20 protein-coding genes and 2 pseudogenes are annotated in these 23,727 nt (G+C 42.8%); 12 read left to right on the plus strand and 10 right to left on the minus strand.

Annotated elements, in window-relative coordinates:
* Nucleotides 1–499: 499 nt before the first annotated feature.
* Nucleotides 500–751: pseudogene (locus tag BT105_RS08085) on the minus strand (recombinase family protein); the annotation flags it as partial.
* Between the two features lie 79 nt (nt 752–830).
* On the opposite strand from BT105_RS08085, the gene BT105_RS08090 reads away from it, so the two are divergent.
* From BT105_RS08090 to BT105_RS08125, 8 genes are all read left to right on the plus strand, one after another.
* Nucleotides 831–1,454, plus strand: a complete 624-nt coding sequence (locus BT105_RS08090) for a site-specific integrase (protein WP_072300249.1) — start codon at nt 831–833, stop codon at nt 1,452–1,454.
* Between the two features lie 522 nt (nt 1,455–1,976).
* Nucleotides 1,977–3,656, plus strand: coding sequence for a sensor histidine kinase (locus BT105_RS08095; protein ID WP_072300250.1), 1,680 nt, complete (start codon nt 1,977–1,979; stop codon nt 3,654–3,656).
* Between the two features lies 1 nt (nt 3,657).
* Entirely contained in the window at nt 3,658–4,335 is a 678-nt protein-coding gene (locus BT105_RS08100) for a response regulator transcription factor (RefSeq protein WP_072300251.1), read from the plus strand.
* A 459-nt stretch (nt 4,336–4,794) separates the two neighbouring features.
* A complete protein-coding gene (locus BT105_RS08105) occupies nt 4,795–5,169 on the plus strand; it encodes a GntR family transcriptional regulator (RefSeq protein ID WP_072300252.1) in 375 nt (124 codons plus the stop codon).
* A gap of 1 nt (nt 5,170) precedes the next feature.
* Nucleotides 5,171–6,049, plus strand: a complete 879-nt coding sequence (locus BT105_RS08110) for an ABC transporter ATP-binding protein (RefSeq protein ID WP_072300253.1) — start codon at nt 5,171–5,173, stop codon at nt 6,047–6,049.
* Nucleotides 6,049–6,819, plus strand: coding sequence for a hypothetical protein (locus BT105_RS08115; RefSeq protein ID WP_072300254.1), 771 nt, complete (start codon nt 6,049–6,051; stop codon nt 6,817–6,819). Before BT105_RS08110 ends, BT105_RS08115 begins: the two co-directional genes overlap by 1 nt.
* On the plus strand, nt 6,819–7,526 hold the full coding sequence (locus tag BT105_RS08120) for an ABC-2 transporter permease (protein ID WP_072300255.1): 708 nt from the start codon (nt 6,819–6,821) through the stop codon (nt 7,524–7,526). The genes BT105_RS08115 and BT105_RS08120 overlap by 1 nt, the downstream gene beginning before the upstream one ends.
* On the plus strand, nt 7,516–8,409 hold the full coding sequence (locus BT105_RS08125) for a CPBP family intramembrane glutamic endopeptidase (protein ID WP_072300256.1): 894 nt from the start codon (nt 7,516–7,518) through the stop codon (nt 8,407–8,409). The genes BT105_RS08120 and BT105_RS08125 overlap by 11 nt, the downstream gene beginning before the upstream one ends.
* 271 nt (nt 8,410–8,680) lie before the next feature.
* On the opposite strand, the gene BT105_RS08130 is transcribed toward BT105_RS08125, so the two are convergent.
* The gene (locus tag BT105_RS08130; RefSeq protein WP_072300257.1) at nt 8,681–9,520 is read right to left on the minus strand and encodes a LysR family transcriptional regulator; all 840 of its coding nucleotides are present in this window, start codon (nt 9,518–9,520) and stop codon (nt 8,681–8,683) included.
* A 154-nt stretch (nt 9,521–9,674) separates the two neighbouring features.
* Here BT105_RS08130 and BT105_RS08135 point away from each other — a divergent pair, with 154 nt between their 5' ends.
* From BT105_RS08135 to BT105_RS08145, 3 genes are read left to right on the plus strand one after another with little or no spacing between them, the layout of a single operon-like run.
* Entirely contained in the window at nt 9,675–10,130 is a 456-nt protein-coding gene (locus BT105_RS08135) for a flavodoxin (protein ID WP_072300258.1), read from the plus strand.
* Between the two features lie 18 nt (nt 10,131–10,148).
* Complete coding sequence (locus BT105_RS08140; RefSeq protein WP_072300259.1) at nt 10,149–11,009, plus strand: aldo/keto reductase; 861 nt, start codon at nt 10,149–10,151, stop codon at nt 11,007–11,009.
* 13 nt (nt 11,010–11,022) lie between these two features.
* Complete coding sequence (locus tag BT105_RS08145) at nt 11,023–12,774, plus strand: 1-deoxy-D-xylulose-5-phosphate synthase (protein ID WP_072300260.1); 1,752 nt, start codon at nt 11,023–11,025, stop codon at nt 12,772–12,774.
* 172 nt (nt 12,775–12,946) lie between these two features.
* On the opposite strand, the gene BT105_RS08150 is transcribed toward BT105_RS08145, so the two are convergent.
* From BT105_RS08150 to BT105_RS08185, 7 genes and pseudogenes are all read right to left on the minus strand, one after another.
* The gene (locus BT105_RS08150) at nt 12,947–15,742 is read right to left on the minus strand and encodes a CotH kinase family protein (protein WP_072300261.1); all 2,796 of its coding nucleotides are present in this window, start codon (nt 15,740–15,742) and stop codon (nt 12,947–12,949) included.
* Between the two features lie 871 nt (nt 15,743–16,613).
* Entirely contained in the window at nt 16,614–18,122 is a 1,509-nt protein-coding gene (locus BT105_RS08155; protein ID WP_177243950.1) for an aldo/keto reductase, read from the minus strand.
* Entirely contained in the window at nt 18,112–18,681 is a 570-nt protein-coding gene (locus BT105_RS08160) for a sugar O-acetyltransferase (RefSeq protein ID WP_072300262.1), read from the minus strand. Before BT105_RS08160 ends, BT105_RS08155 begins: the two co-directional genes overlap by 11 nt.
* Nucleotides 18,678–19,774: pseudogene (locus tag BT105_RS15280) on the minus strand (MBL fold metallo-hydrolase). The gene BT105_RS08160 and the pseudogene BT105_RS15280 overlap by 4 nt, the downstream one beginning before the upstream one ends.
* Before the next feature lie 22 nt (nt 19,775–19,796).
* Complete coding sequence (locus tag BT105_RS08175) at nt 19,797–20,339, minus strand: flavodoxin family protein (RefSeq protein ID WP_072300265.1); 543 nt, start codon at nt 20,337–20,339, stop codon at nt 19,797–19,799.
* An 11-nt stretch (nt 20,340–20,350) separates the two neighbouring features.
* On the minus strand, nt 20,351–21,343 hold the full coding sequence (locus tag BT105_RS08180; RefSeq protein ID WP_431767978.1) for an alpha/beta hydrolase: 993 nt from the start codon (nt 21,341–21,343) through the stop codon (nt 20,351–20,353).
* Nucleotides 21,344–21,587: 244 nt separating this feature from the next.
* Nucleotides 21,588–21,812 carry a hypothetical protein gene (locus BT105_RS08185; protein WP_028515537.1) on the minus strand — a complete coding sequence of 75 codons (225 nt, stop codon included), beginning with the start codon at nt 21,810–21,812 and terminating at the stop codon, nt 21,588–21,590.
* Between the two features lie 136 nt (nt 21,813–21,948).
* Between BT105_RS08185 and BT105_RS08190 the strand changes: the two genes are divergently transcribed.
* The gene (locus BT105_RS08190) at nt 21,949–22,839 is read left to right on the plus strand and encodes a LysR family transcriptional regulator (RefSeq protein ID WP_072300266.1); all 891 of its coding nucleotides are present in this window, start codon (nt 21,949–21,951) and stop codon (nt 22,837–22,839) included.
* A 345-nt stretch (nt 22,840–23,184) separates the two neighbouring features.
* Here the strand turns inward: BT105_RS08190 and BT105_RS08195 are convergent, their stop codons facing one another.
* Nucleotides 23,185–23,718 carry a GNAT family N-acetyltransferase gene (locus BT105_RS08195; RefSeq protein ID WP_019679668.1) on the minus strand — a complete coding sequence of 178 codons (534 nt, stop codon included), beginning with the start codon at nt 23,716–23,718 and terminating at the stop codon, nt 23,185–23,187.
* Between the last annotated feature and the right edge of the window lie 9 nt (nt 23,719–23,727).

Below are 23,727 nucleotides of genomic sequence, written 5' to 3' on the forward strand. Positions count from 1 at the left end.
GTAATTGACTGTATAAAAAGAAAAAGGTTGAACAGCATTATCATATGCGATTCAACCTTTTTCTTTTACCATTCTGGCGGACAGAGAAGGATTCGAATTTTTATAAAGCCTTGTTTCCGCCTATATATAGCCTTTTGTTTTTTTCGTATGGAATACTTGTATGGAATGAGTTTTTGACTGGTGCAATACTATTCTTCTATTTGAATTCAATTTCAACATCATTATCAATAATACAATTGGACTTCTCCAAACACCTTCAACCATCTCCACAGATATTACGAGCAAAAGTATAATTAAGGAGTCCCCTTTATTTGCAACGTTTCAAATGATAAAAAACCATGTATTTGAAACGCTTTTTGAATGTGCCATAAGACTTTAGTCTATTGAAATACAAAAAAAGCATGTCATCTAAGTCGTTTTTAGGCTTTTGAAATATTGCAAATAAAAACGATATCCTATTGAAAGAGTATGAGCCGGCAAAATGCCGGCTCGCTCCTGTTTATTTAATCTTTCTTTCGTACTCTTTGACCCTGCGATAAAATGTGTTGGCACGCAGGCCCATCTCTTTCTGAAACCATACCGCCGTTATAGCGCCAGACTTCCACTGCTCGTACAGTTGACCGAACTTTATCCAGTCGATAGGTAAAGGCTGCCGGCCTTTATATTTACCCTGTGACTTTGCAATAGCGATACTCTCACGCTGACGCTGTAAAGTCTGCTCACGTTCAAGCTCTGAGAGTGCCGCGAAGATAGCGTCAAAACAGAATGTGCTTGCTCCGTCAACGCTGAGAGGATACGGCATACTTCGCAGGAACAGATTACAAAGCCTCATGCCGCTTGATGTAAATGCAGTAAACAGTTTTACTGTACAGCAGGCGATAAACGAAGACGCTGCAAAGGTGGGTGCAAAAACGATTAAAGAAGGCGTTCATCTTATATGTGCAGCGCTGAAGCTCTACGACATTAGACCTGTGCTGAGTGTTACATACCCTGCAAGAAAGCCGAAGCTGAAAGAGCTACCCACGGCGGAACAAGTAATGAACATGGTACGTGGTACAGATATAGAGCTACCATGTCTGTTGGCAATGTGGTTGTCGCTACGTATGAGTGAGGTCCGTGGATTACAGTTCCGTGACCTAAAAGATAATGTACTTACTATATGCCGCAGTAATATTTACTTTGATGGCAGCAACATTGTTCGCGATGTTAATAAGACATACAAGTCGACGAGAAGGCTGACAATACCAGGCTACATAAAGGATCTCATAAATGCTGTTCCTCATGAAAGAGATGATGATTTTATTGTTCAGATGGAGTATCAGACGCTGCGAAGCAAGTTTTATAAGCTGCTTGCAGAGTATAACTATCATATGACTTTTCATGATCTCCGTCACTTGTCTGCGAGTGTTATGCTCATGCTTAACATTCCTGACAAGTATGCGATGGAGAGGTGAGGGTGGTCGACCAATTCTACGCTTAAATCAGTATATCAGCATACGTTCTCAGAGGAGCGTAAGCAGGTCGATAAAAAGATCGACGATTACTTTAACAGGCTGATTGAAGGATCAGATAAGGATAAGAATTTTTGAATGTTAATTATTGCAGCCTTGCGGCTGCCTTTTTTTGTTTGAACTATTGACCAAATTGTGAGCGTATGTTATAATTGAATCAGCAAAATAGTAATTTTTATTATCACAGTTTTCCTTATGCGTGACAACTGGTAAAGGAGTTGGGGACCTGGATTCTTATGTATTAATCAACAATAAATGCTTTGCTTTCTCGCAAAATATGTGTATAATAAAAGCATAGATATCTACGAATTCGGCGGCATTATAGACTGGACCGGTGAAGTAGTCACAAGTGAATGATAAATAATGGAGTGAGCATAGTGAAAAAATTTCTTGTGTGTACATAAAGAATACACATCCTTTTTTTATAATCATATCAGATTCTAAGATATGAAAGGGAGTATTAAAATGAAAAAGGATTATATCAGATTAATAGCTATTATAACTTCACTTATTCTTTTGGCGTTTGTTATTATAGAAGGACTATATACATATGTGACAGCCACAAAGATAATGAATGAGAAAATGGCACTGGCAGAGAATCATGCGTTGAAGTTGTCATCAATTGCGCGGGTAGATAATACTGATAATATAATCCATATGGCTTATTATGAATTTAAACTGCAATCACAGTATTGTAGAAATGACGATATCGGCTTTTACGGAATGATAAAGCTCGATGACGGTAAAGTAGTAGAGTCAGGCGATTTTGTTGAAGTAATGTCTGTTTCAAAGGATAACTCCAATAAATTTGATTACAGGTATTTTCCTGTAAGCTCTGATTTCAAGCGTGAAAATGCATTTATCTCATATTTTGATATTGATGCAATGTGTGACGATAATTTCATATTCAACGGAAAATTTTCCTATCATGAACAAGATCCCAAGAATTTTTCGAAGTATAATACTTTTGAGTATACCATAGGCGACAACGAATTGGCTTCTATAGAGAACGCTGTTCCGGTATCAGAATGGCAGGGTGATAACAACCTTCACGCTGAGTACTATAAAATGGCCCAAACAAAGTACGAAGCCAAGCTTGACAAACAGGCAAAGAAGCAGCTTGCAGAAGTGCGCAGCAAGATAGACAAGGGCTATGTGTTCAAGATATATCAGGATGCCTACACATTCTATTATGTGGGAGAAGTAAGTGATGAAGGCTCAATGCAGAAGAAAATAGACAGTGGCCAGATTGTAAGCTTTGTTCAGTATAAGCTTGGTACCTCATATTATATAACACATTCCTGCATAAACTCCAGCACTGACAATGCGTTCCTCTGCTATGTTTTTCACCCGCTGGAGCTTGCTTTCAGGAGCCATATCTTCTTATACATTATGAGCCTTATTGCCTTTATTATAATTGAAGCTTTTGTTATTGTCATGATGAGAAAGATGTACGGCAATCAAATGAGCTATGAGCTTATGCGGCAGGATCTTACAAGAAGCATCGCTCACGATCTCAAGACTCCTCTTGCCGTAACAAAGGCTTATACCGAGAACTGGGAGTATATTGACGAGGAGGACAGGCATGAATACGCAGAAAAGCTTAACGCTGAAGTAGATAATATGGTGTCTGTTATCAATAATATGCTCAACATGTCTAAGCTTGATTCAGAAAAGGATATAAATCTGGAAGAGGTTGAGCTTTATTCTATGACATCTGAAATATATGAGCGCATGAAGCCTATCATAAATGAGCGCGGACTCAATGTCAAGCTTGTAACAGATGTATTGGGCGGAAAATATGTGGCATATGCCGATCCGAAAATGATAAAAATAGCTATTGGCAATTTTATTACCAATGCCGTAAAATATGCCGAGAGCAGAGTAGCTATAAAGTTCCTCTGCAATGAGAAAAAAATAACATTTATGGTGACAAATGACGGTCAGTGCATAAGCAAAAAGGACATAAAAAGGATATGGGAGCCCTTCTATAAGGTCGACAAGGCAAGAACTGACAGAATGGGCAGCAGCGGTATGGGGCTTGCTATAAACAGCAGCATATTACGGCTTCACAAGGCAAAATATAAATGTATAAGCAGCAATAACGAGACATCATTCTGGTTTGAATTGAAAAAGGTGAAATAAAATGGAAGAAAAATACAGAATACTGTTAGCCGAGGACGATAAGGCTCTGTGTGATATAACAGCGCTGTTTTTTCGCAAGAACGGATTTGAGGTGGACACAGCCGTAAACGGTGATGAAGCCTGCTCCTGTGTCGATAAAAACAGGTATGATATCATTATCCTCGATATAATGATGCCGGGGAAAGACGGTAAGGAGGTGTGCAGATACATAAGGAAGAAGTATGATGTACCCGTGATATTTCTCACTGCTCTTGGTGAGGAGAATGATATAGTTAATGGTTATGAAGTCGGTGCAGATGAATATGTGACGAAGCCTTTTTCAACAAAGCTTCTTCTTGTAAAGGTCAATGCTCTTATTAACAGATATCACGGACTTCTCGTCAAAAACGGCAGAATAGTCATAGATGAATTGGAGATAGAGCCTGCAAGAAGGTATGTTACAGTAAATGGCAGGGAAGTGGTCATGGCTCCTAAAGAGTATGAGCTGCTTATGTATTTTATTGACAATAAGAACATCGCTCTCAGCAGAGACAAGATACTTGATGCAATCTGGGGCATGGACTACGAAGGCTACGACAGAGCAGTTGATACTCATGTAAAGAAGCTTCGTGCTGCTCTTGGAAGTGCAAGCCGACATATAGAAACAGTTTTGAAGGTTGGCTATATGTGGAAAAACTAAGACGATGAACATTATATTATTACAAATATGCGAGATATATAGTAGGTGCCGGTTAAACCGGCACCTTTATATCTTTTAAAGAAGCTTGCATTTCAAGGAAAGCACCGAAATACAAGCTTCTCTCATTCCTGTAGAAAACGATTTTAAATTCTTTTTTCAGTTTCGTGAGCAGTAAAAACAGGTGTAATGCACACGAAATGCACACGACTGAAAGGCAGTATAACGATAAGAAAAGAAGCCAGCTCCCGTAAGGGAGCTGTTGTTCTTTTTGTGCTGTTAATTTAGAATTTGAAGAATATTTACAATGTCTATTCATTAATCATTTTCAAAATATTTTTTAAAAACCCTTGACAAAGTGTAACGCAGTTGATATAATTGTATAAAAGGTAGTTATACAATTTAGACTTTGCTGTCCGGAAAGCAGGTAAAGTTATATAACCACAAGGAGTGTACACTAAAATGAATATCAACATTAGCAACTCATCTGGCGAGCCTATCTATATACAGATAGCAAACCAGATAAAGACAATGATACTGGAGGGAAAACTCAAAGAGGGCGAAGCTTTGCCCTCTATGCGAATACTCGCAACTGAGCTTCGTATCAGTTTTATGACAACTAAACGCGCATATGAAGAGCTTGAACGTGATGGCTTTATCGAAAGCTACACGGGAAAAGGCTCTTTCGTAAAGGCGCAGAACCTGGAGATCTATCGTGAAGAGCAGATCAAGCGTATAGAATCCCTGCTCATGGAAGCAGGTGATTCAGCACGCAAGATAGGCGTCACAATGGAGGAACTCCATGAATTGCTCGACCTTGTTAACGGAGGGGAATAATATGAATGACTATGAAAACGCTGTTGAGATCAAGGGTGTTACTAAAAAATATGACGGCTTTACGCTGGATAATATAAGCTTTGATATACCTAAGGGGTGTATAATGGGCTTTATTGGGCAAAATGGTGCTGGCAAAACTACTACTATTCGCAGTTTGCTCCACATTACCGATATAAATGATGGCGAGATCAAACTGCTCGGTCTTGACCATATTAAGGACGAAAATGCAATAAAAAAGCGTATCGCCGTGGTGTTTGACGAGCTGCCGTTTCATGATGTGTTCAATGCAAAGGATATGGCTAAGATATTCGAAGGTATGTATCCTGAATGGGATAACGATGAATATATGAAATACATTGAGCGTTTTCAGCTGCCACAGAAAAAGAAGATAGGTCAGTTCTCCAAAGGTATGAAAATGAAATTGCAGATTGCCTGTGCGCTGTCCCATAATGCGGAGCTTCTTGTCATGGACGAGGCAACTACGGGACTTGATCCTGTTGTTCGTGACGAGATACTGCACATATTTATGGAGTATCTGCAAAACGGCGAGCGCTCTATCCTGATGTCCTCGCATATTACCTCTGACCTTGAAAAAATAGCCGATATGGTGACATTCATCGACAAGGGAAAGATCCTGCTGACTGGCTATAAGGACGAGATCATCGAGCAGCACGGTATTCTCAAGTGCGGTAAGGACAAGCTGAAAGAAATTGACACTGAGGATATCGTCAGCATTCGCACCAACAATTTTGGTGCAGAGGTCATGGTGACTAACCGTGAGAGTGCTTCCTGCAAATATCGTGACTGCGTGATAGATCCTGCAAGCCTTGATGATCTCATGCTATACTATGTTCATCGTGATGTAAAGGAGTGGTCGTGATGAAACTATACAGATCGCTGATATATCGTGAATTAATGTTGACACGCAAACGATTTATTCTTATGCTGATACTGTTTCTGCTGCTGGCGTTACTGATGATGACTCCACTTATACTCGTCTTTATCTTCAAACCTGTCGAAGGTGAGGAATCGCCTTTAGAAATGATACCTCTTTTTGTGGGAATAGTAGCACTGACAGGCGGATTTATGGCAGGCACGAATAACGGCTTACAGAAAGCGGACATCAGTTCGGGGTGGAAGAGATATTCCTTTGTTCTGCCGCCGACAGCAAAACAGCAGGCTCTGTCCGATCTTCTGACGAAGCTATGCTATATTCTGTTCTTCGGACTGTTATCATGGGCTTTTGAATTTGTATACACTGCAGCAGCGGATTATTCCAATTTCGGTATCATGCTGTATATTTATATGCTGAATATTTATCTCGGCGCTGTCTGTGCCGTGATGCTGGTCGATATTGCTTACAGCTATATCATGATGTACGCAAAGGATAAAAACCAATTGAAGCTGATAAGCGTACTTGCTTTTGTCGGTGCAGGATTTGTATTCAGAGTATTTGGCTTGTTTCCCGGTATGAATAAAGCTGGGAAGCCTGCTGAGGACGATGCTATGATCTCGGAAGAAGCGGTCAACAAATTTGAAACTATTCTGTGTTCTGGGAAAACAACGCTTTGCATATTAGCCGTTTTTGTTGTTTTATGTGTATTATTCTTCCTTGCGATGTGGAGGTCCCATGAAAGGAGAGAGCCGTAATGACAGGTCTGGTTTACAAGGAATGGAAGCAAAACCGTTGGTTTATTCTCTCTATGATACCTTGCGGCTTCGCTCCACTTCTTGCGCTGCTGCTTTTACGTGAGCAGATAACAAGTGTGGATAATATCGCACTTCGTATCGGTGGACTTATCGCCGGATTTCTTGCAGCAGGGGCTTTGCAGCTGCTGGTATTGCGCGGTGATGACCGCAAGCTGTGGGGATACTGGATAACTGCAACACCTGAAGGCTACAAGGGCTTTCTCCGTTTGAAGTATGAGATGATATTTGCTATGGTGGTAGTGTTTCTGTTTTCACTGCAATGTGTGGACAGAGGATACTGTGCTGTTGCAGCAGATATGGGAATTACAGAGATTGAAGAAGTCAGCGGCATTGCCGTTCCACTCTGCTTTGTGCAGATACTTTCCCGTGCCATTGACATACCTTTCGTCTATCGTTTTGGAAGTAAAAAAGGAAGTATTATCAAAATGATCTTTATGGTCACGGGAGCTGTTGCCATTTCAGTATTAATGATACTGAATGCAGAGCATTTTGATACGATCATTGAGATGTGCAAAAAGGTATTCAATGTACAGAATAGCTCTCTGATACTGTCGGTCTGTCTGGTAGTATGTCTTGCGCTGTACTATCTTTCCTACCGCATTACTTGCAGGCTGTATCTGAAAGGAGTGGAGCAGTATGACCACTAAAAAAGAAAATGCCCAAAAGCTTGGCATATATCTGTTGATCGTTTCAATGTTCGTATTGCTTTTCTTCGTTTTCAGAACAACGATGAACAAATCGAATACAGCATTTTTCATTATATATTATTGCCTGTTCTCATTCTCACCTGCGATTGCAAGCCTTATCACAAGAGCCGTTACAAAAGAGGGATTTCGTGATATGAAGCTGCATCTGAATCTCAATGGTAATTTCAGGTGGTATCTGTTGGCATTCGGGCTTCCGCTGATATTCTTTTCAGCAAGGATACTGCTCCCCATTATCGTAAGCGGACACAGCAATTGGCTAGGCGGATTCACAGTTCAGGATGCGGTGGCAAGTGTATTCATGCTTGCGGCATTATCTGTTGTTCAGTCAATCGGTCTGCTTGGTGAGGAGCTTGGCTGGCGTGGATATATGAATCAGAAAATGGAGCCGCTATTCGGCACGGTCGGCACCTGTTTGTTCGGCGGTGTCGTGTGGAGCCTGTGGCATCTGCCAATGGATCTGGCAGGCTGGCTTGACGGTGAAGATACATTTTCCGATACGCTGATGATGTGCGGCGGAAGAATGCTCTTACTGACGTGCTTCGGTACATTCTTGATGTGGCTTACAAAAAAGACGGATAGCGTATTTCCTGCGGTGGTGGCGCATTTCATGTTCAATCAAAGTCAAGGTGCTTTTGGCGGATTTCTCTCGCAGTGCAATATTCCTGAAAACGCCGATCTTGGAGCAATCTCAGATGTATGTGAGTATACTACGATTATCATTCTGGCTGTTTTTTTATTGGGTTGCTATTACGTGAAAACAATAAGAACAAGAGAAATATATAATGTAATATGCACACGAAGAAAAGGCGATATAATGTTATGAAAAATGCCAGCTCCATTATGGATCTGGCATGAGTATGGTTGCAGTAGACTAAGGTCTATTGACACAGTGTAAAACAGTGTCATATAAGTGCTTTTTTCGCTTTTGCAATATTTCAAATTATATGGACAGTCTAATGAAAAAAGAAGGAGCCGTTAACGGCTCCATTCTTATTTATATATGCTTGTCTTCATACTCCTTGATGCGGCGGTAAAAGGTGTTGGCACGCAGGCCCATTTCTTTCTGAAACCATACAAAAGTAAAAACTTAGCTATTATAATACTTCATACAGCTGTCCTAACTGTTTATCATTCTCCTTCAGACAGACAAGGAAATATCTCACCTCAGCCTCTTCGTCTGTAATGGGGACTTGAATGCGGTCTGAACTGTTTCCGAAAAACTCATTTGCAGTATCTGTGCTAAATGACGGGAGGACAGAGGCATTGACGATCTCGTCAAAAGTAAAGCGGTCATTTTGGATCAGAAATCTGGAATGCGGCATCTTTCTGACGGCCATATCGTGCCAGAATCCGATCTCCGACATCAGCAGGAAGCTCTCGCCGTCAAGGTCGGAGAAGGACAGCGCGGCTTCATTTGCAAGCCTGTGTGTCGGCGGCAGCGAGAAGAACAGCTTTTCCGATCCACAGGCAGTGCTGATATAGTGTTTATCCTCGGGATGAAAATGCAGCACGATCAGCTGATACTGTCCGTTGTGGAGACCTTCCAGCAGTTCCGTTTCCTCCGTGATCTCCGTTTGTATCGTCATGGTCGGATATAATTGCGACAGAAGCGGAGTCAGTTTCCATATGGGTGCGGGCGCACAGACGCCAAGCGAAATCGTCCTGCGGCTGCGGTCAAAGTCACGTACCTGCTTTGCAATGCCGTCAATCTCTGACAAGGCTTTCCCGGCAAGCTCAGCGGTCAGTATGCCGTTTTCGTTGAGCTCCAGCTTATTGCGGCTGCGTACAAACAGCGGTACACCAATCTCTTCCTCCAGTTTTCTCATATTCCGACTCAGCGCTGGCTGCGAAAGATACAGCCGTTCGGCAGCTTCGGAAAGTGTGCCGTATTCTTTGAATGCGGCAAGCTGCCGCAGAAGATATAACTCAAACATATCATCACCTCAGTATGATTTTGATTTATAGCAGTATCAGATATTAGCATTGTACAAATCCAAAATAGTATGCTATAATATGCTTGTAACAGGATATCTGTTCTGATTATAACACAAACCAGTATCAAAATCAATACCGGAAAAGAGGGATCATATGCCGGAGAGAAAATTTCTGACTGTATTCTTTTCATGGGGCGGACACACAAGAAAGGCTGCCAAAATGATCACAGAAACAACAGGCGGCGATCAGTTTGAGCTGAAACCGGAAAAGGCGTACTCAAAAATATACCCCATCTGTGTGACACAGGCGAAAAAAGAGCGTGACAAGGACACACGGCCTCCCTATGCAGGAGGTATTGCGGATATATCACAGTATACCGACATTGTGATCGGTTATCCGGCATGGTGGTATACCTGCCCGATGATCGTGCTGAGTTTTCTTGAGCAATACGACCTGACCGGTAAAAATGTGTATCTTTTCAATACCCACGGCGGAAGCGGTTCTGTCGGCACGGACGATATCAAGAAGCTGTGCAAGGGAAATGTCCACAAAAGCATTGACGGAAATCACCTGACAGAAGCTGATGTCAGAGAATGGCTGAACCTATAAGACAAGGAGGAACTTATTATGGAATTCGTAACACTGAACACAGGAGCAAAAATGCCGATTGAGGGCTTCGGCGTATTTCAGGTGCCCGATGCGGCTGTCTGCGAACAGGCTGTATATGATGCAATCAAGACAGGATATCGCCTTATCGACACTGCACAAGCCTATATGAATGAAGCGGCTGTCGGAAAAGCTGTCCACCGTGCGATTGCTGACGGACTTGTAAGCCGTGAGGAACTATTCATCACCACGAAGCTGTGGGTATCAAACATGAAAACAGAAGACGGCGCCTATGCTTCTCTGAAGGAATCTCATGCAAAGCTTGATATGGAGTATATTGATCTGATCCTGATCCATCAGCCTATGGGCGATTATTTTGCAGGCTACCGTGCGCTTGAAAAAGCTTACAAAGAGGGTTGGGTAAAGGCAATCGGCGTATCAAATTTCTATCCTGCTATTCTTGCAAATTTCTGTGAGAATGTAAAAATCATGCCTGCTGTCAATCAGGTTGAACTGCACCCGTTCTTTACACAGGACAGTGCGATCACGCTCATGAAGGAATACGGTATCGCACCACAGGCATGGGGACCTCTCGCAGAGGGCAGACACGGTATCTTCGCCCACCATGTACTGACGGTGATCGGAGCAAAATACGGTAAGACCGCTGCACAAATTGCGCTGAAATGGAATGCTCAGAGAGGTGTTTCGATCCTGCCAAAATCCGTTCATGTGGAACGTATGGAGCAGAATTTTGACATCTGGGACTTCACCCTTTCAGACGAGGATATGCAGAAGATCGCGGCACTTGATCTTGGGCACAGCGAGATAGTTGACCACAGCGATCCTGCATTCGTAAAGATGATAAATGGTTTCAAGATCTGAGGAGGATAAAACTATGTACTTAGAAAATATCAACGGCCCTGCCGACATCAAAAAGCTGGAGGTTTCTCAGCTTCAGGTACTTGCAGATGAGACAAGAGCCGCACTCATCAATAAGATCAGCAAAGCCGGCGGACATCACGGACCGAACCTCGGTGTGGTGGAGCTGACTGTGGCATTTCATTATGTATTTGATTCCCCGAAGGACAAGATCGTTTTTGACGTATCCCACCAGTGCTATCCGCACAAGATCCTGACCGGAAGAAAAGAGGCATTTCTGGATGAGACGCATTTCGGCGATGTGACAGGCTATACTAATCCGAATGAAAGTGAACACGATATGTTCATTGTCGGCCATACTTCGACCTCTGTTTCTCTGGCGCTCGGACTTGCAAAGGGACGCGACCTGAATCAGCGCAGTGAAAATATCATCGCACTCATCGGCGACGGTTCCCTTTCGGGCGGCGAGGCGCTTGAGGCTCTCGACTACGCAGGAGAGTACGACAGGAACCTCATTATCATCGTGAATGACAACGACCAGAGTATCGCTGAAAATCACGGCGGACTCTACAAAACGCTGAAAAAGCTCCGTGAATCAAACGGCACTGCCGAGGACAATCTGTTCCGTGCAATGGGACTGGACTACCGCTATCTCGATGACGGTCACGATACCACAAAGCTTGTTGAACTGTTTGAGAGTGTGAAGGACATCGACCACCCTGTTGTGCTGCATATCCACACGATCAAGGGAAAAGGTCTGCCCTATGCAGAAAAAGACCGTGAAAGCTGGCATGCAGGCGGTCCCTTCCACGTTGAGGACGGTTCACCGCTGTATCCCAATGAGGGCGGAGAAAGTGTTGTATTCAGCTGCCTTAAGGAACTGCTGGACACCAATGAAAAGGCTATCGTCCTTAATGCCGCAACTCCTATGGGACTCGGCTTTGTGAAAGGCGTCCGTGAGGAATACGTCGACCGTGGACAGTTCATTGATGTCGGCATTGCAGAGGAAAATGCAGTCGCTATGGCAGGCGGAATAGCAAGAAACGGCGGCACGGCGGTATTCGGCACATTCGCTCCTTTCTATCAGCGTACATACGACCAGATGTCACATGATGTGTGCCTGAATGACAGTCCTGCAACTTTCCTGATACTTAGCCCCGGTGCCTACGGTATGAATTCCAACACCCACATTGCGCTCTGCGATATTCAGATGTTTGCTCATATCCCGAATCTCATTTATCTTGCACCTGCAAGCAATGAGGAATTCGTGCAGATGTTCCGCTATGCAACCACGCAGAAGCAGCACCCTGTTGCGATCAGAGTGGTGGACAATCTGAAATCGACAGGTGTCGCTGACGATACTGATTACTCAGTTCTGAAAAACAAGATCGAACGCAAGGGCAGCAAGGTCGCACTCTTTGCAGTGGGCGGACTTGTTCCCATGGCACTGGAAGCGGCTGACAAGGTCAAGGCTCAGACCGGTACAGAGATCACGGTCATAAATCCGAGATTTGTCAGCGGTGTAGACGAGGATCTTCTTGATTCACTGAAAAAAGACCACAGCCTTGTCATCACCATTGAGGACGGTGAAGTTATGGGCGGCTACGGACAGAATATTGCAGCATTCTACGGCGATTCTGATATGCGAGTACGCTGCCGCGGCATTTCCAAGGCGTTCCACACGGAATTCAAGGCTGAGGAACTGCTTGATGCTCATGGTATTTCCGTGGATAAGCTGACCGCTGAGATAATCTGTGCGTTGAAATAATAATCTATTTCACATGAAAAGAAGTTCGCTTATTAAAGGACTACCAATATGAAGGTCTGCGACTTTTTCTGAAAGTTTGTTTCAAGACATGTGTGACGGTCAGCATGGAAAAGTGAATATAATGATAGCATCAAAAACGGCACTTCAGAAAGAGAAGTGCCGTTTTTTCATATCAATTGATGCAAATAAGTGAGAAATCAGAAATACGATATATTCCGGTTCCCTTATCCAGTCCGATAAGGAACTTGACATTGTCATCTGACTGAGTCATAGTTACTGTGTCAGTGATAGTCTGAACGTTAGGAGTGAACGTATGCTCATGGTAGGAATAGCTCTTATACTCTCCGTAGCCCTGCTGGAACATCGTATAAGTGTTTATGTTCTGTGAAGTACTGATCTTGTAAGTCATGCGGTAGGTCTTTCCTGCCTGAAGTGAAACTGTGCTGCTGCTTACCTGCGCATACTGCCCTGTCTTTGATACATTGACAGTTATGCTTCCGTCATCATTGTACTCGATAGAGCCGACACCATCATTCATCCAGACGCTCCAGCCGAACTGATCTATCATATTCGGATCGTCCTGCCAGTTATCATTTATTCCATAGAGGAGATTGAGATGGTGTTCTGCATATTTCGCTCTGTTCTTGTAGAAATTGCGGATCATTTTAATGCAACTGTCATAGTTTGAACATATGCCAAATCTGCGGAAAGTATCATTAACAGCATCTTTTGTTGCGGCAGCATATGAGTCTATCTTTGCTGATACCTTAGAATTATCGAAGTTATCATTCATTATCTCCTTGTATCGGCTATAAAACTGCTGCTTGAATTCGTTATTGTTCATCAGCTTGTTGAATAGTGAGGAAATACTGGTGATTTTTCCTGATTTGTCCATATCCTTGAAGCAGTCACGGCGGAATGAGCACTGTCCGTCATAGCCTGAAGAATACTCCGTATCAAATAGCAGGAAACGCCATTTACCATCCATATATGGATTTGAGCTATCGTTCTCGTCTGAACGCCATATCATCCAGTTATTGCTATTAATAATGCAGTCCCAGTTTGCGATATAGTTTTCAAAAGCGATAAAGTCGATCAAGCCGTTAATATCCAGAGTATCGCATACCCTTTTATAATTTGAAGGATCTGACATATTTGCGGACATAGCCCAGTTCCAGAACTGCTTGAAATCCTGATATGCCGAATCAAGTCCCGAATACTCGTACCCATTCTTTACAGTAGTTATACGGTCGGAATCCACATGATAATGTGATTCAAGATAGTTCTCGTCAAGCTTTTCCTGCATTGAATAGGTACCCCAGAATTCTCCATCAAGGAAGACAATATAATCCTGCTTTGCCTGTTTACCGAGTGATAGTCCTTCTGCGAGGGACTGGTTCAGGTCATCACGGAAACGGCAGTTATCATAAGCATTTCCGCCATTTCGGATAGTTACCTTTTTATATTCCTTGATCTTTGCGCCGTCAATATCTGTGGCACCGCCCTCGAAGAAATCATACTGCATTTTATTTGCACCGTAGTCACGGCGTGCATAGAACGTCATGCTCTTTTGAGGGAATGCGGCAGACCAGTTTCCAGCTATGCGGACTCCAACATCTTCTGTAAACTTGAGCTTACCCTGTTCAAATACTTGTATATTGCAGGGGCGCTCCCATTCCTTGCCCTCCGAGTTGTAATTCGTCGGATTTTCGTTGCTTCCCACATCAAGATTGGGATCAAAGCTGCCACTGTTCTTCCAGCGGTAATACTGATCACCGATCATATATATACCTTTTTCCTTATCAAAGAAATTACTGCTGTCAGTGGAGATTGAAAGCACTTTCATATCCTTGTAATATGAGGCGTTTTTTCCGACAAAGTAACTGTTTGTTGCTACGTCGCTGTAAAGTCCGTTGCTGTCCCTGCATACCGCTCTAACTACCATGCCCTTATCCACTGCGAAATTCGGAGGCTCATAGCCTCTGAGAGAAATATCACGGATAGAAGCGAGCTGATTGGTATCATTGGTGTTATTGCGTATGCTGATACTTCCCTGATACTGTTTTGCTGAACCCGAGGTGCGCGGATCCGAACCGTCAAGTGTATAAAGCACAGTGGAGCCGCTGCTGCCTGAAATAGCAAGATCGAATGCAGAATCATAGAAGCCTCCTTCTGATGAGAATACAGGCTTTTCAACACGGTATACCACTTCAGCTAAGCTGTTAGAAGCTCCGGGTGTGGGATTCAGTAATGCCAGACTGTCAGAGCCGTCGGGGGTTCTTCCGAAGGTAACATCAGTATCAAGCTCAGGGAGCTCAAGCTTGTCAAGCTCCGTACCGTCAGGTGAAGTCAGGTATATGGTTTCTCCTGTTGCGCTAATTTTAAAAGCAGCATGAAGCTCACCTGTTGCTGAGTCGGTATCATCACAGAAAATGATGATATATTTACCGACGCCAAGCGTCGTTCCCTGTGGAAATGTGAACTTGTAACGGTTTTTGTCACCGTCTGAAACTCCGATTCCGCTGAGATCACAGACATTGTCACCCGCATTATACAATTCGATCCAGTCGGGTGATGTTCCATCAGCTGCCTTTATTGATTTTTTGTTTGTAGAGCATACTTCGTTGATATATAGTTCCGATGTACCGCTCTGCTGATGGGATACGACCTTTTTTCTCATCTGACACAGGTCAAAAATATCCCATACACCATCATTATTAAGATCATACTGTTTTCCGTCAAGGTTTTCATCAGTATTTTTTCCGAGCAAATAATTCTGAAAATTCTTCAGATCCTGTTCACGGAATATCTGACAGTTATCTGCCGCCGCAGCTGTCAGTGTGAATTTGTCTGCTCCTCTGTGAGAAGCATATTTTGTGCCGTCATGAACAGCAGTTCCCTGATATGGAACGGCAGATGCCGTCAGAAAGAGAGCTATCAGACCGGACAACAGCTTATTATGCTTCATGGGTTTCCACCTCCTGAAAAATTATGTATTACATTTCGTGCACGATTACACCGTAATTATATGGTATTTTACGCTGTATGTCAAGAGACTTTATAGTACATTTTGTGTTGAATAAAAAACATAATGTGCAAATATACAAAGGCGTATAAAGCAAACAGATATTATTTATTATGCTTTATACTAAGAAGTCTTCGTTTTAGTATCCGTATGCATAAAAAATCTTATTGAGGCATATCCACATGAGAAGTGAAGCGCAAATGGCGATACATTGCAATGGGATTTGATTTGCAAAAGGTTTACAGATTGACTTTTCGGGGCTTTTTGATATAATAAAAAATGGAGTCAGTAATTACAGGCGTCTTCATTTTTATTATAGTATTTAAGCAAAATATGCAGGAAATATCAATATTTCAATAATCGAAAAAGAAATGCTATACCAGAAATAGTTTTCATTCAGAATAATTCTATTCCACTCATTTATTCCACACGAAAAGTATAAAAGGCTATAAATAGGCGAAAATAGCCATTTAAAAATATTCGAATCCCTCTCTGTCCGCTCTTTTAAGAAGCCTGTATTTAGCAGAAAACGCTAAATACAGGCTTTTCTGCTGTCTATGCAAATGCAGTCAAAAATGCGCGTGTGATAATGAAAATGCATAAAATCACACGAAAATGCAGGGTCAGTCACACGAAAAATCACACGAATAAACCTGAAAGGCTGTTCTAATTCTATGCAAAGCTCGTCTGTCAAAGACGAGCTTTTGATTTTACACAAGACGAAAGGCAGCATAACGATACAAAAAAGGCCGGCTCCATACGGAGCTGGCCTTTTTATAATTTCATATTTGTTGTTGCTAATGATAGGTATATTTTACCAGTTTTCATATCGTTTTCCTGTATGCAACGCTGTCATTCTCTGCATCTCCTCATCTGTCAGTTCAAAGTCGAATACGCTGATGTTTTCAAGGATATGATCAGGATTCTGCGAACCAGGTATCGTAATATATCCTGCCTGCAAATGCCAGCGAAGGATTATCTGAGCTGAAGTCTTTCCGTGAGCTTCGGCGATCTCCATGATTGTTTCATTTTCAAACAAATCCTGCGTATGACCTCTTCCGCCGAATGGATACCATGATTCGACTACTGTCCCATACTTTGATACATATTCTTTGAATTCCGTATTCTGATAGAAAGGGTGGTTCTCATTCTGTACCACCGCAGGTTTGATATTCTCACCTGCAGTAACACGCTCGTATTCTTCCGGAGTATAATAATTGGAAATACCGATACTGCGGAGCTTTCCGTCTCTTACGCCTTGACACAAAGCCTTATAGACCTCCGTATCATTGCTGCCGGGCTGATGTATCAGCATAAGATCAATGTAATCAACGTTTAGTCTTTTAAGGGAATCGTCTATAGACTGATATGCCCTCTCATAATTGGAGGGCATTACTTTTGTTGTGATGAAAACATCTTCACGTTTGACTATACCTTCGGATACAGCTCTTTTCAGACCGTTGCCTACGCCTGTTTCGTTGCCGTAATACTGAGCCGTGTCGATAAGACGATAACCGTCTTTCAATGCTGTATAGACTGATTCTTCAACTGTTTCATCGTCCTGCGTCCAGGTACCGAGCCCGAGTATTGGCATTTCATAGCCGCTGTTCAGCAATACGGTCTTGCTGTCAAAATCAAATTCTGTTTTCATATTTTTCTGTTCAAGTATCTTTTTTCTCATCAGAACTATATCAAAGGTACTCCATATACCATCATTATCAAGATCATAATGTTTATCTGTCAGGTCATTTTCTATTGGTTTCCCAAGGATAAAATCGCTGAGATTGCGTATATCATGCACTGTATATATGACCTTTGTGGGGGCGAGCTGAAAAGAAACAGTTACTCCGCCGCTTCCAAGTGCATCTGTCAATCCGGTTGTATCCTTGATATGACCAATCTTAGTGTAGGTGTATGATGTGTCAAAGCTCTTGTAGAAAACAACAAGGCAGTTATCACCATACAGCATAATATCACCTGCAGTTATCCTACCGACTTTTTCTGGAGCTGACGGTAATTTCGAATCAAGATAATAATACTTCTCATTGCTGTTAAGTTCTGACATATCAAGTGTCATGGGCAGAAACTCCTTCAATGCTGTAACGGTATCATTATTTTCAAGCGTGATCTGAAACTCTTTATCTCCGACAGAAATGTTCATGATAGGCTCGGATTCTTTCACTGACTGTTGTTTAAATTCCGTAGCAGTGGCTGTTATGGAACTTCCTTTGTTTGTTGGTAAGGCGTCTTCATATGCTCCGCAGCCGCTGAACATAAGCATGACAACAGAAAAAAGAAATGATGTAAACAATCTATTTTTCATCATATATACTCCTTATCACTTTCGCTGGACTTCCGACTGCTATCATATTTTCAGGAATATCCCTTGTCACCACCGAACCTGCACCGATGACAGCATTATCTCCGATCGTAACTCCCGGAAGAACTGTTGAGTTAGATCCTATCCAGACATTTTTGCCGATATGTATAGGCTTTGGTATCAGGTCATGGCGTTCTTCGGGAAGCAGTCCGTGATTAAGCGTTGCAAGCACCGTATTATGACCAACCAGTGCACCGTCACCGATGTAAATGCCGCCTTGATCCTGAAACTTACAACCCGAATTGATGAACACGCCCTTGCCAAGATGAATATTCTTTCCGCAATCGGTGAAGAACGGCGGGAAAAGTCCGACCTCGACGGGCTCGCCGATAAGTTCCGACATAAGCTCGTTTATCTCATCGGGCGTATGATAACGGCTGTTGATCTCCATTGTGATGCGGATAGCCTCTTGACTCAGCCTGTGCATAGTCTGATGAACACCGCACTCTGACGTGACCTGTCTGCCACTGTTTATGTATTCGAGAAATTCAGATGTTGTCATTTATATTCCTCCCACCAATGCTCGGTAAATGAAGCTATATTATCATAGTTCACGGTCTGACCTATCCTCGGCGTTGCAATGCTCACGCCCTGCTCGTCTGCCGCTTTTACAGCTCTCTGCGGCGGTTCGTCCCAGGCGTGATTTGAGAGTGAATATGCGCCCCAGTGAACGGGTATCAGCCAATTTGCGTGAACGTCCTTTGCAGCCTGCACTGTTTCTTCGGGGAACATATGGGTAGTTGCCCAACCTTTGTCATATTGTCCTGAATCGGCAAGCATTAGATCGGGCGCTCCCAATTTGTCATATACCTGTTCAAACAGATCGTAATAGCCCGTATCGCCCGTGTAATAGAAATTGTGAGAGCTGTCCTTGATATAAAGTCCGCCCCATAACGTGGCATTGTTTTTCAGCGGATTTCTTCCCGTGTAGTGTTCCGCAGGGGTGTAATGCCTTCAAGCTCGAGCTCCTCCCACCAGTACAGCGGGTGCAGCTTGCTTTCGTCAACGCCCCAGCCTTTCAGTATCACATCAATACCGAGGGGAACGATATAATTGCTTACCTTACTGTCTATTGCCTTGATCGTGTTGTAGTCAAGGTGATCGTAATGGTCGTGGGATATGAAAAGCACATCTGTTTCGGGAACGCTGTCTGTATCGAGGGCATACTCTGCAAATCTTGCCGGACCTGCAAAGCTTACGGGCGAAGCCCTGTCACTCATTATGGGATCAATGAGAATATTCTTATCGTTCATTTGCAGCAGAGAAGAAGAATGACCGAGCCATGTGATCTTCATTTCTCCCGACTTTGCACGTTCAATGCTTTCGGGCGTTTCGGCAGGCAGCTTATTTTCTGGAACGTTCCTATCACTCTTTGGCGAGGCTTCACCTGTCATGACTTCAAAGTCAAGTTCGTTATGGAACTGCTTTTCATAGTACAGATCGGTTTTTGCTCCATATTCTTTTTGCTTTTCCTTATCGGGTGTATCTCCTACGGAAGGATAAAATTCAAGGAACAGCAGACCGATAACAAGTATCGCAGCAATGATGATGACGATTATCAGGAGTACCTTTCCGCAAATTTTCAGTATCTTCATAAGATCACACCCTTCATGGAATTTATACGTTTCTGCCTAACTCATAGGCTGCCTTTAAGTATTCTTCACTCTGCTCCGCTTCGGCAGGGACGTTGAGACCGCCGCCTGAAAGCACTTTTACAAGTCTTGCTTTCTCAAAGCAGTCCACCCAGCCCTGCAAGCCGCCCTTAGCTGTCTGACAGACCTCATCGCCGTCCTCAGCAGAGGCAGTGATAAGATACACATCTCTGAACTTGTAGTCGGACGGATAAAGCGGATTACAGCGGTCAAGCAAGGTCTTGAGCTGACCGCAAAGCTCATAGTAGTAGATCGGATTTGCAAAGATAAGCACCTCGGCATTGCCGACTTTCTCGCATATTTCCGAGGCATCGTCCCTGATAACACACTGCATTGTTTTCTGACAGGCAAGACAGCCCTTGCAGAAATTCAGTGTTTTGTCTTTCAGCGTGATGAATTCTACATCGTGACCTGCGTCCTCTGCGCCCTTTGCCGCCTGTCGGGCAAGTATTTCGGAATTGCTTTTGTTACGCAGACTTGATGATATTACAAGTACCTTTTTAGCCATAGTTCTGCTCCTTATTTCAGATATTCACGGTAGAAAGCCTCGATCTTGTCAAACGGGATTGCGTCTTTTCCACCGCCGTCATAGAGGTCTGTGTGAACCGCATCAGGAATGATCATGAGTTCCTTATTGTCAGCATATTTGCTGTCCTTAGTCATAGCTTCATAAGCGTCTCTGCTAAAATAGCATGAATGGGCTTTTTCACCGTGGATAAGGAGAACAGCGCTTCTTATTTCGTTGCTGTAGGTATTGATAGGCTGATTGATGAATGACATACAGCCTATTGAATTCCAGCCATCGTTTGAATTAAGTGAACGACTGTGGTATGCTCTGCCCTTGTAATACTCGCTGTAGTCCTTTACATAAAACGGAACATCCTCAGGCACCGGAAGAGGCAGACAACCGCCACCGCGTACATATTCTCCTGAAGCATAGTCTTTTGTACGCTGTGCGTTAAGAGCTTCTTTCGTCGCAAAACGTGATTCTTCGTTATCGCCTTCATCAAAATAACCATTTGCATTGACTCTGGACATATCATACATTGTAGCTGTAACAGTTGCCTTGATACGTGTGTCAAGTGCTGCAGTATTTATCGCCATGCCGCCCCAGCCACAGATTCCGCAGATTCCTATCTTATCAGGATCAACATTATCCTGTACTGAAAGGAAATCAACTGCTGCCTGAAAGTCCTCTGTATTTATATCAGGAGAAGCCATGTATCTTGGCTGACCTCCGCTTTCTCCCGTAAAGGAAGGATCAAAAGCGATAGTCAGGAAACCACGCTCCGCAAGTGTCTGTGCATAAAGGCCGCTGCATTGTTCCTTGACTGCGCCAAAAGGTCCGCATACTGCGATAGCAGCTAATTTCCCGTCGGAGTTCTTCGGAGTATACATATCAGCCGCAAGTGTAATTCCATATCTATTGTGGAAAGTAACCTTCTGATGTTCAACCTTGTCAGACTTCGGGAAAGTTTTGTCCCATTCCTTTGTAAGTGTAAGATTTTCCATGTAATTCATTGCATTTCCTCCTTTTTCTGTCAAATCAGTAATGAGCTGTTCGGTTGGATCAGCTTCTGTCTGTGAGCTTTTAGGCGTATCAACGTTATTCTGTGTAGAATTGTTCTGAGAATTGCCGCATCCTGTAAGTAATGCAGTACATAGGCAGATCATTATAGTCGCTAATCTGATCTTTTTTTGTTTCATAATAATACTCCTTTTAAGTGATGCGATACGTAAAGCTTTACTGATATGATCATGATCGTTTCATCGTGTGAGTGAAGTAGTCAAGGCAGTCGATACAATAATTATATTTATGGACTCTATCGAGCAGTGAAAGTCTGTGCTTTGTAATCAGCTTATCAAGTGCTGTGTACTGTTTCTGTTCGATCAGCTTTATACACTCAGATATCTCGGCTTCTGACATACCTGCATCGGTCAGGTTGCGCCTTATTCTGAACAGGTCCATTTTGTCTGCCATGATGTTCACCTCCCTGTGTTTTCATTCTAACACAGTTAAAGCAAAATAGCAAATACTTTATAAGCAAATCAAGATATGCTTGACAGGCATATCACAAGATGATATAATATAGCCATACCCGAAAGGAGGTACGGCTATGGAAATTCGTGTATTACGCTATTTTCTTACTATCGCAAGAGAAGGAAGCATCACATCGGCTGCTGAACAACTGCATATCACACAGCCTACGCTGTCAAGACAGATCAAAGACTTGGAGGATGAGCTTGGACAGAAGTTATTTCATCGAAGCAGCCACAGTATGAAACTGACACAGGAGGGGTTTATATTCCGTAAAAGAGCCGAAGAAATAGTTGCAATGGTGGACAAGACATCCGCTGAATTTCTTTCTATGGATAAACCGATTGCAGGTGATATCTATATCGGTGGCGGAGAAACTCTTGCAGTAAGTCTTATTGCTGACCTCATTTCAAAGCTAAGGACGGAATATCCAGATATACGATATCATCTTTACAGTGGCAATGAAGCTGATGTAACTGAACGGCTTGACCGTGGTTTGCTTGATTTCGGTATTCTTGTTCAGCCTGCAAATGTTACGAAATATGACTATATACACCTGCCTGCCGAAGATATATGGGGAGTTGTTATGCGAAAAGACGCTCCTCTTGCAAAAAAGAAAGCTATCGCGAAAGCAGACATTATAGATTTACCGTTGATTTTTTCTCGTCAGGTATTGAACACCAAAAGCGAAAACAACGCTTTCATTCAATGGTTCGGTGATGATTTTGATAAACTGAATATAGTCACTACTTTCAATTTGATGTATAATGCTGCACTTATGGTAAAATCCGGGGTTGGTTACGCTGTAGGTATAGACGGTATAACCAACACAAGTGACGAGAGTGAACTATGCTTCCGTCCGCTTATGCCAAAAATGACTTCGGGGCTTGATCTAATATGGAAGAAGTATCAGGCTTTTTCGCCTGCAGCTGAGCTGTTTCTTGAAAAATTACGGGATACTTTCGGATGAAAGAGATTTGGAGCTGACAAAAATGCCGACTCATTCTTAATTCACATATACTTCTCTTCATATCCCATAATGTGGCGATATATCACATTACCCTAAAAATGAAAGTATTCGCATTGCAGTTTCGTGTACAGCAAAAACAGGTGTAATGCACACGGAATGCACACGGAATGCACACGACTGAAAGGCAGTATAATGATATTAAGAGAAGCCAGCTCCCTCGCGGGAGCTGTTGTTCTGAAAATACATATTGTATCCACAAAGACCATCTGGTGTGCCGATTCAAATCGGGTGTAATGATCTTCATTGAAAAGTGAACAGATAGAGCAACTCCGCATTACTGGTGATTCAGTCATGCTGTTTTTCCTTTGCGTAATATGTCTCTTTTTTTATTTCCAAGTCAATATCAATCCATGTTTCACCGCACAGATTATATTCCTCCCGCACTCCATTTTCTTCAAATCCGACGCTTTTATAGCAATAATATGCCTGCTTGTTGTTTTCAAAGACACCAAGGCTGACTGAATCAGCTCCATATATCTCAAATGCAAATTTCAAGCCGAGCGTAATCATCTGTTTTCCATAGCCCGTTCCTCTTTTTGAAGGATTGACAATCACATATCCGAAACGGAGCTTTTTATCATCTTCTTCAGGACGTACTCTTGCAGTAAAGAAGCCGACAAGCCCATTTTCATCAAAAGCAGTAAACGGAAAATACCTGTCGTTATCTTCTCTGCCTGATGTTGCTTCAAGCAAACGTTTTTCAGTAACAGGATATTCACCCAGAATTCCGGCTGACCACTTATAGAATTCTTCCTCTTTGTTTGTCCATGTAATAATTGTTTTTGCATCATTTTTTCTGAATGGTCTAAGCCTAAGCATTTTTCTGAC

This window comes from Ruminococcus flavefaciens (assembly GCF_900119075.1).
In the GTDB taxonomy this organism is placed as follows: domain Bacteria; phylum Bacillota; class Clostridia; order Oscillospirales; family Ruminococcaceae; genus Ruminococcus; species Ruminococcus flavefaciens_Q.

What these genes read in the sequence shown, in the direction of transcription:
- BT105_RS08090 (WP_072300249.1), top strand. Translation starts at nt 831, where the DNA reads ATGCCGCTTGATGTAAATGCAGTAAACAGTTTTACTGTACAGCAGGCG.
- BT105_RS08095 (WP_072300250.1), top strand. Translation starts at nt 1,977, where the DNA reads ATGAAAAAGGATTATATCAGATTAATAGCTATTATAACTTCACTTATT.
- BT105_RS08100 (WP_072300251.1), top strand. Translation starts at nt 3,658, where the DNA reads ATGGAAGAAAAATACAGAATACTGTTAGCCGAGGACGATAAGGCTCTG.
- BT105_RS08105 (WP_072300252.1), top strand. Translation starts at nt 4,795, where the DNA reads ATGAATATCAACATTAGCAACTCATCTGGCGAGCCTATCTATATACAG.
- BT105_RS08110 (WP_072300253.1), top strand. Translation starts at nt 5,171, where the DNA reads ATGAATGACTATGAAAACGCTGTTGAGATCAAGGGTGTTACTAAAAAA.
- BT105_RS08115 (WP_072300254.1), top strand. Translation starts at nt 6,049, where the DNA reads ATGAAACTATACAGATCGCTGATATATCGTGAATTAATGTTGACACGC.
- BT105_RS08120 (WP_072300255.1), top strand. Translation starts at nt 6,819, where the DNA reads ATGACAGGTCTGGTTTACAAGGAATGGAAGCAAAACCGTTGGTTTATT.
- BT105_RS08125 (WP_072300256.1), top strand. Translation starts at nt 7,516, where the DNA reads ATGACCACTAAAAAAGAAAATGCCCAAAAGCTTGGCATATATCTGTTG.
- BT105_RS08130 (WP_072300257.1), bottom strand. Translation starts at nt 9,520, where the DNA reads ATGTTTGAGTTATATCTTCTGCGGCAGCTTGCCGCATTCAAAGAATAC.
- BT105_RS08135 (WP_072300258.1), top strand. Translation starts at nt 9,675, where the DNA reads ATGCCGGAGAGAAAATTTCTGACTGTATTCTTTTCATGGGGCGGACAC.
- BT105_RS08140 (WP_072300259.1), top strand. Translation starts at nt 10,149, where the DNA reads ATGGAATTCGTAACACTGAACACAGGAGCAAAAATGCCGATTGAGGGC.
- BT105_RS08145 (WP_072300260.1), top strand. Translation starts at nt 11,023, where the DNA reads ATGTACTTAGAAAATATCAACGGCCCTGCCGACATCAAAAAGCTGGAG.
- BT105_RS08150 (WP_072300261.1), bottom strand. Translation starts at nt 15,742, where the DNA reads ATGAAGCATAATAAGCTGTTGTCCGGTCTGATAGCTCTCTTTCTGACG.
- BT105_RS08155 (WP_177243950.1), bottom strand. Translation starts at nt 18,122, where the DNA reads ATGAAAAATAGATTGTTTACATCATTTCTTTTTTCTGTTGTCATGCTT.
- BT105_RS08160 (WP_072300262.1), bottom strand. Translation starts at nt 18,681, where the DNA reads ATGACAACATCTGAATTTCTCGAATACATAAACAGTGGCAGACAGGTC.
- BT105_RS08175 (WP_072300265.1), bottom strand. Translation starts at nt 20,339, where the DNA reads ATGGCTAAAAAGGTACTTGTAATATCATCAAGTCTGCGTAACAAAAGC.
- BT105_RS08180 (WP_431767978.1), bottom strand. Translation starts at nt 21,343, where the DNA reads ATGGAAAATCTTACACTTACAAAGGAATGGGACAAAACTTTCCCGAAG.
- BT105_RS08185 (WP_028515537.1), bottom strand. Translation starts at nt 21,812, where the DNA reads ATGGCAGACAAAATGGACCTGTTCAGAATAAGGCGCAACCTGACCGAT.
- BT105_RS08190 (WP_072300266.1), top strand. Translation starts at nt 21,949, where the DNA reads ATGGAAATTCGTGTATTACGCTATTTTCTTACTATCGCAAGAGAAGGA.
- BT105_RS08195 (WP_019679668.1), bottom strand. Translation starts at nt 23,718, where the DNA reads ATGCTTAGGCTTAGACCATTCAGAAAAAATGATGCAAAAACAATTATT.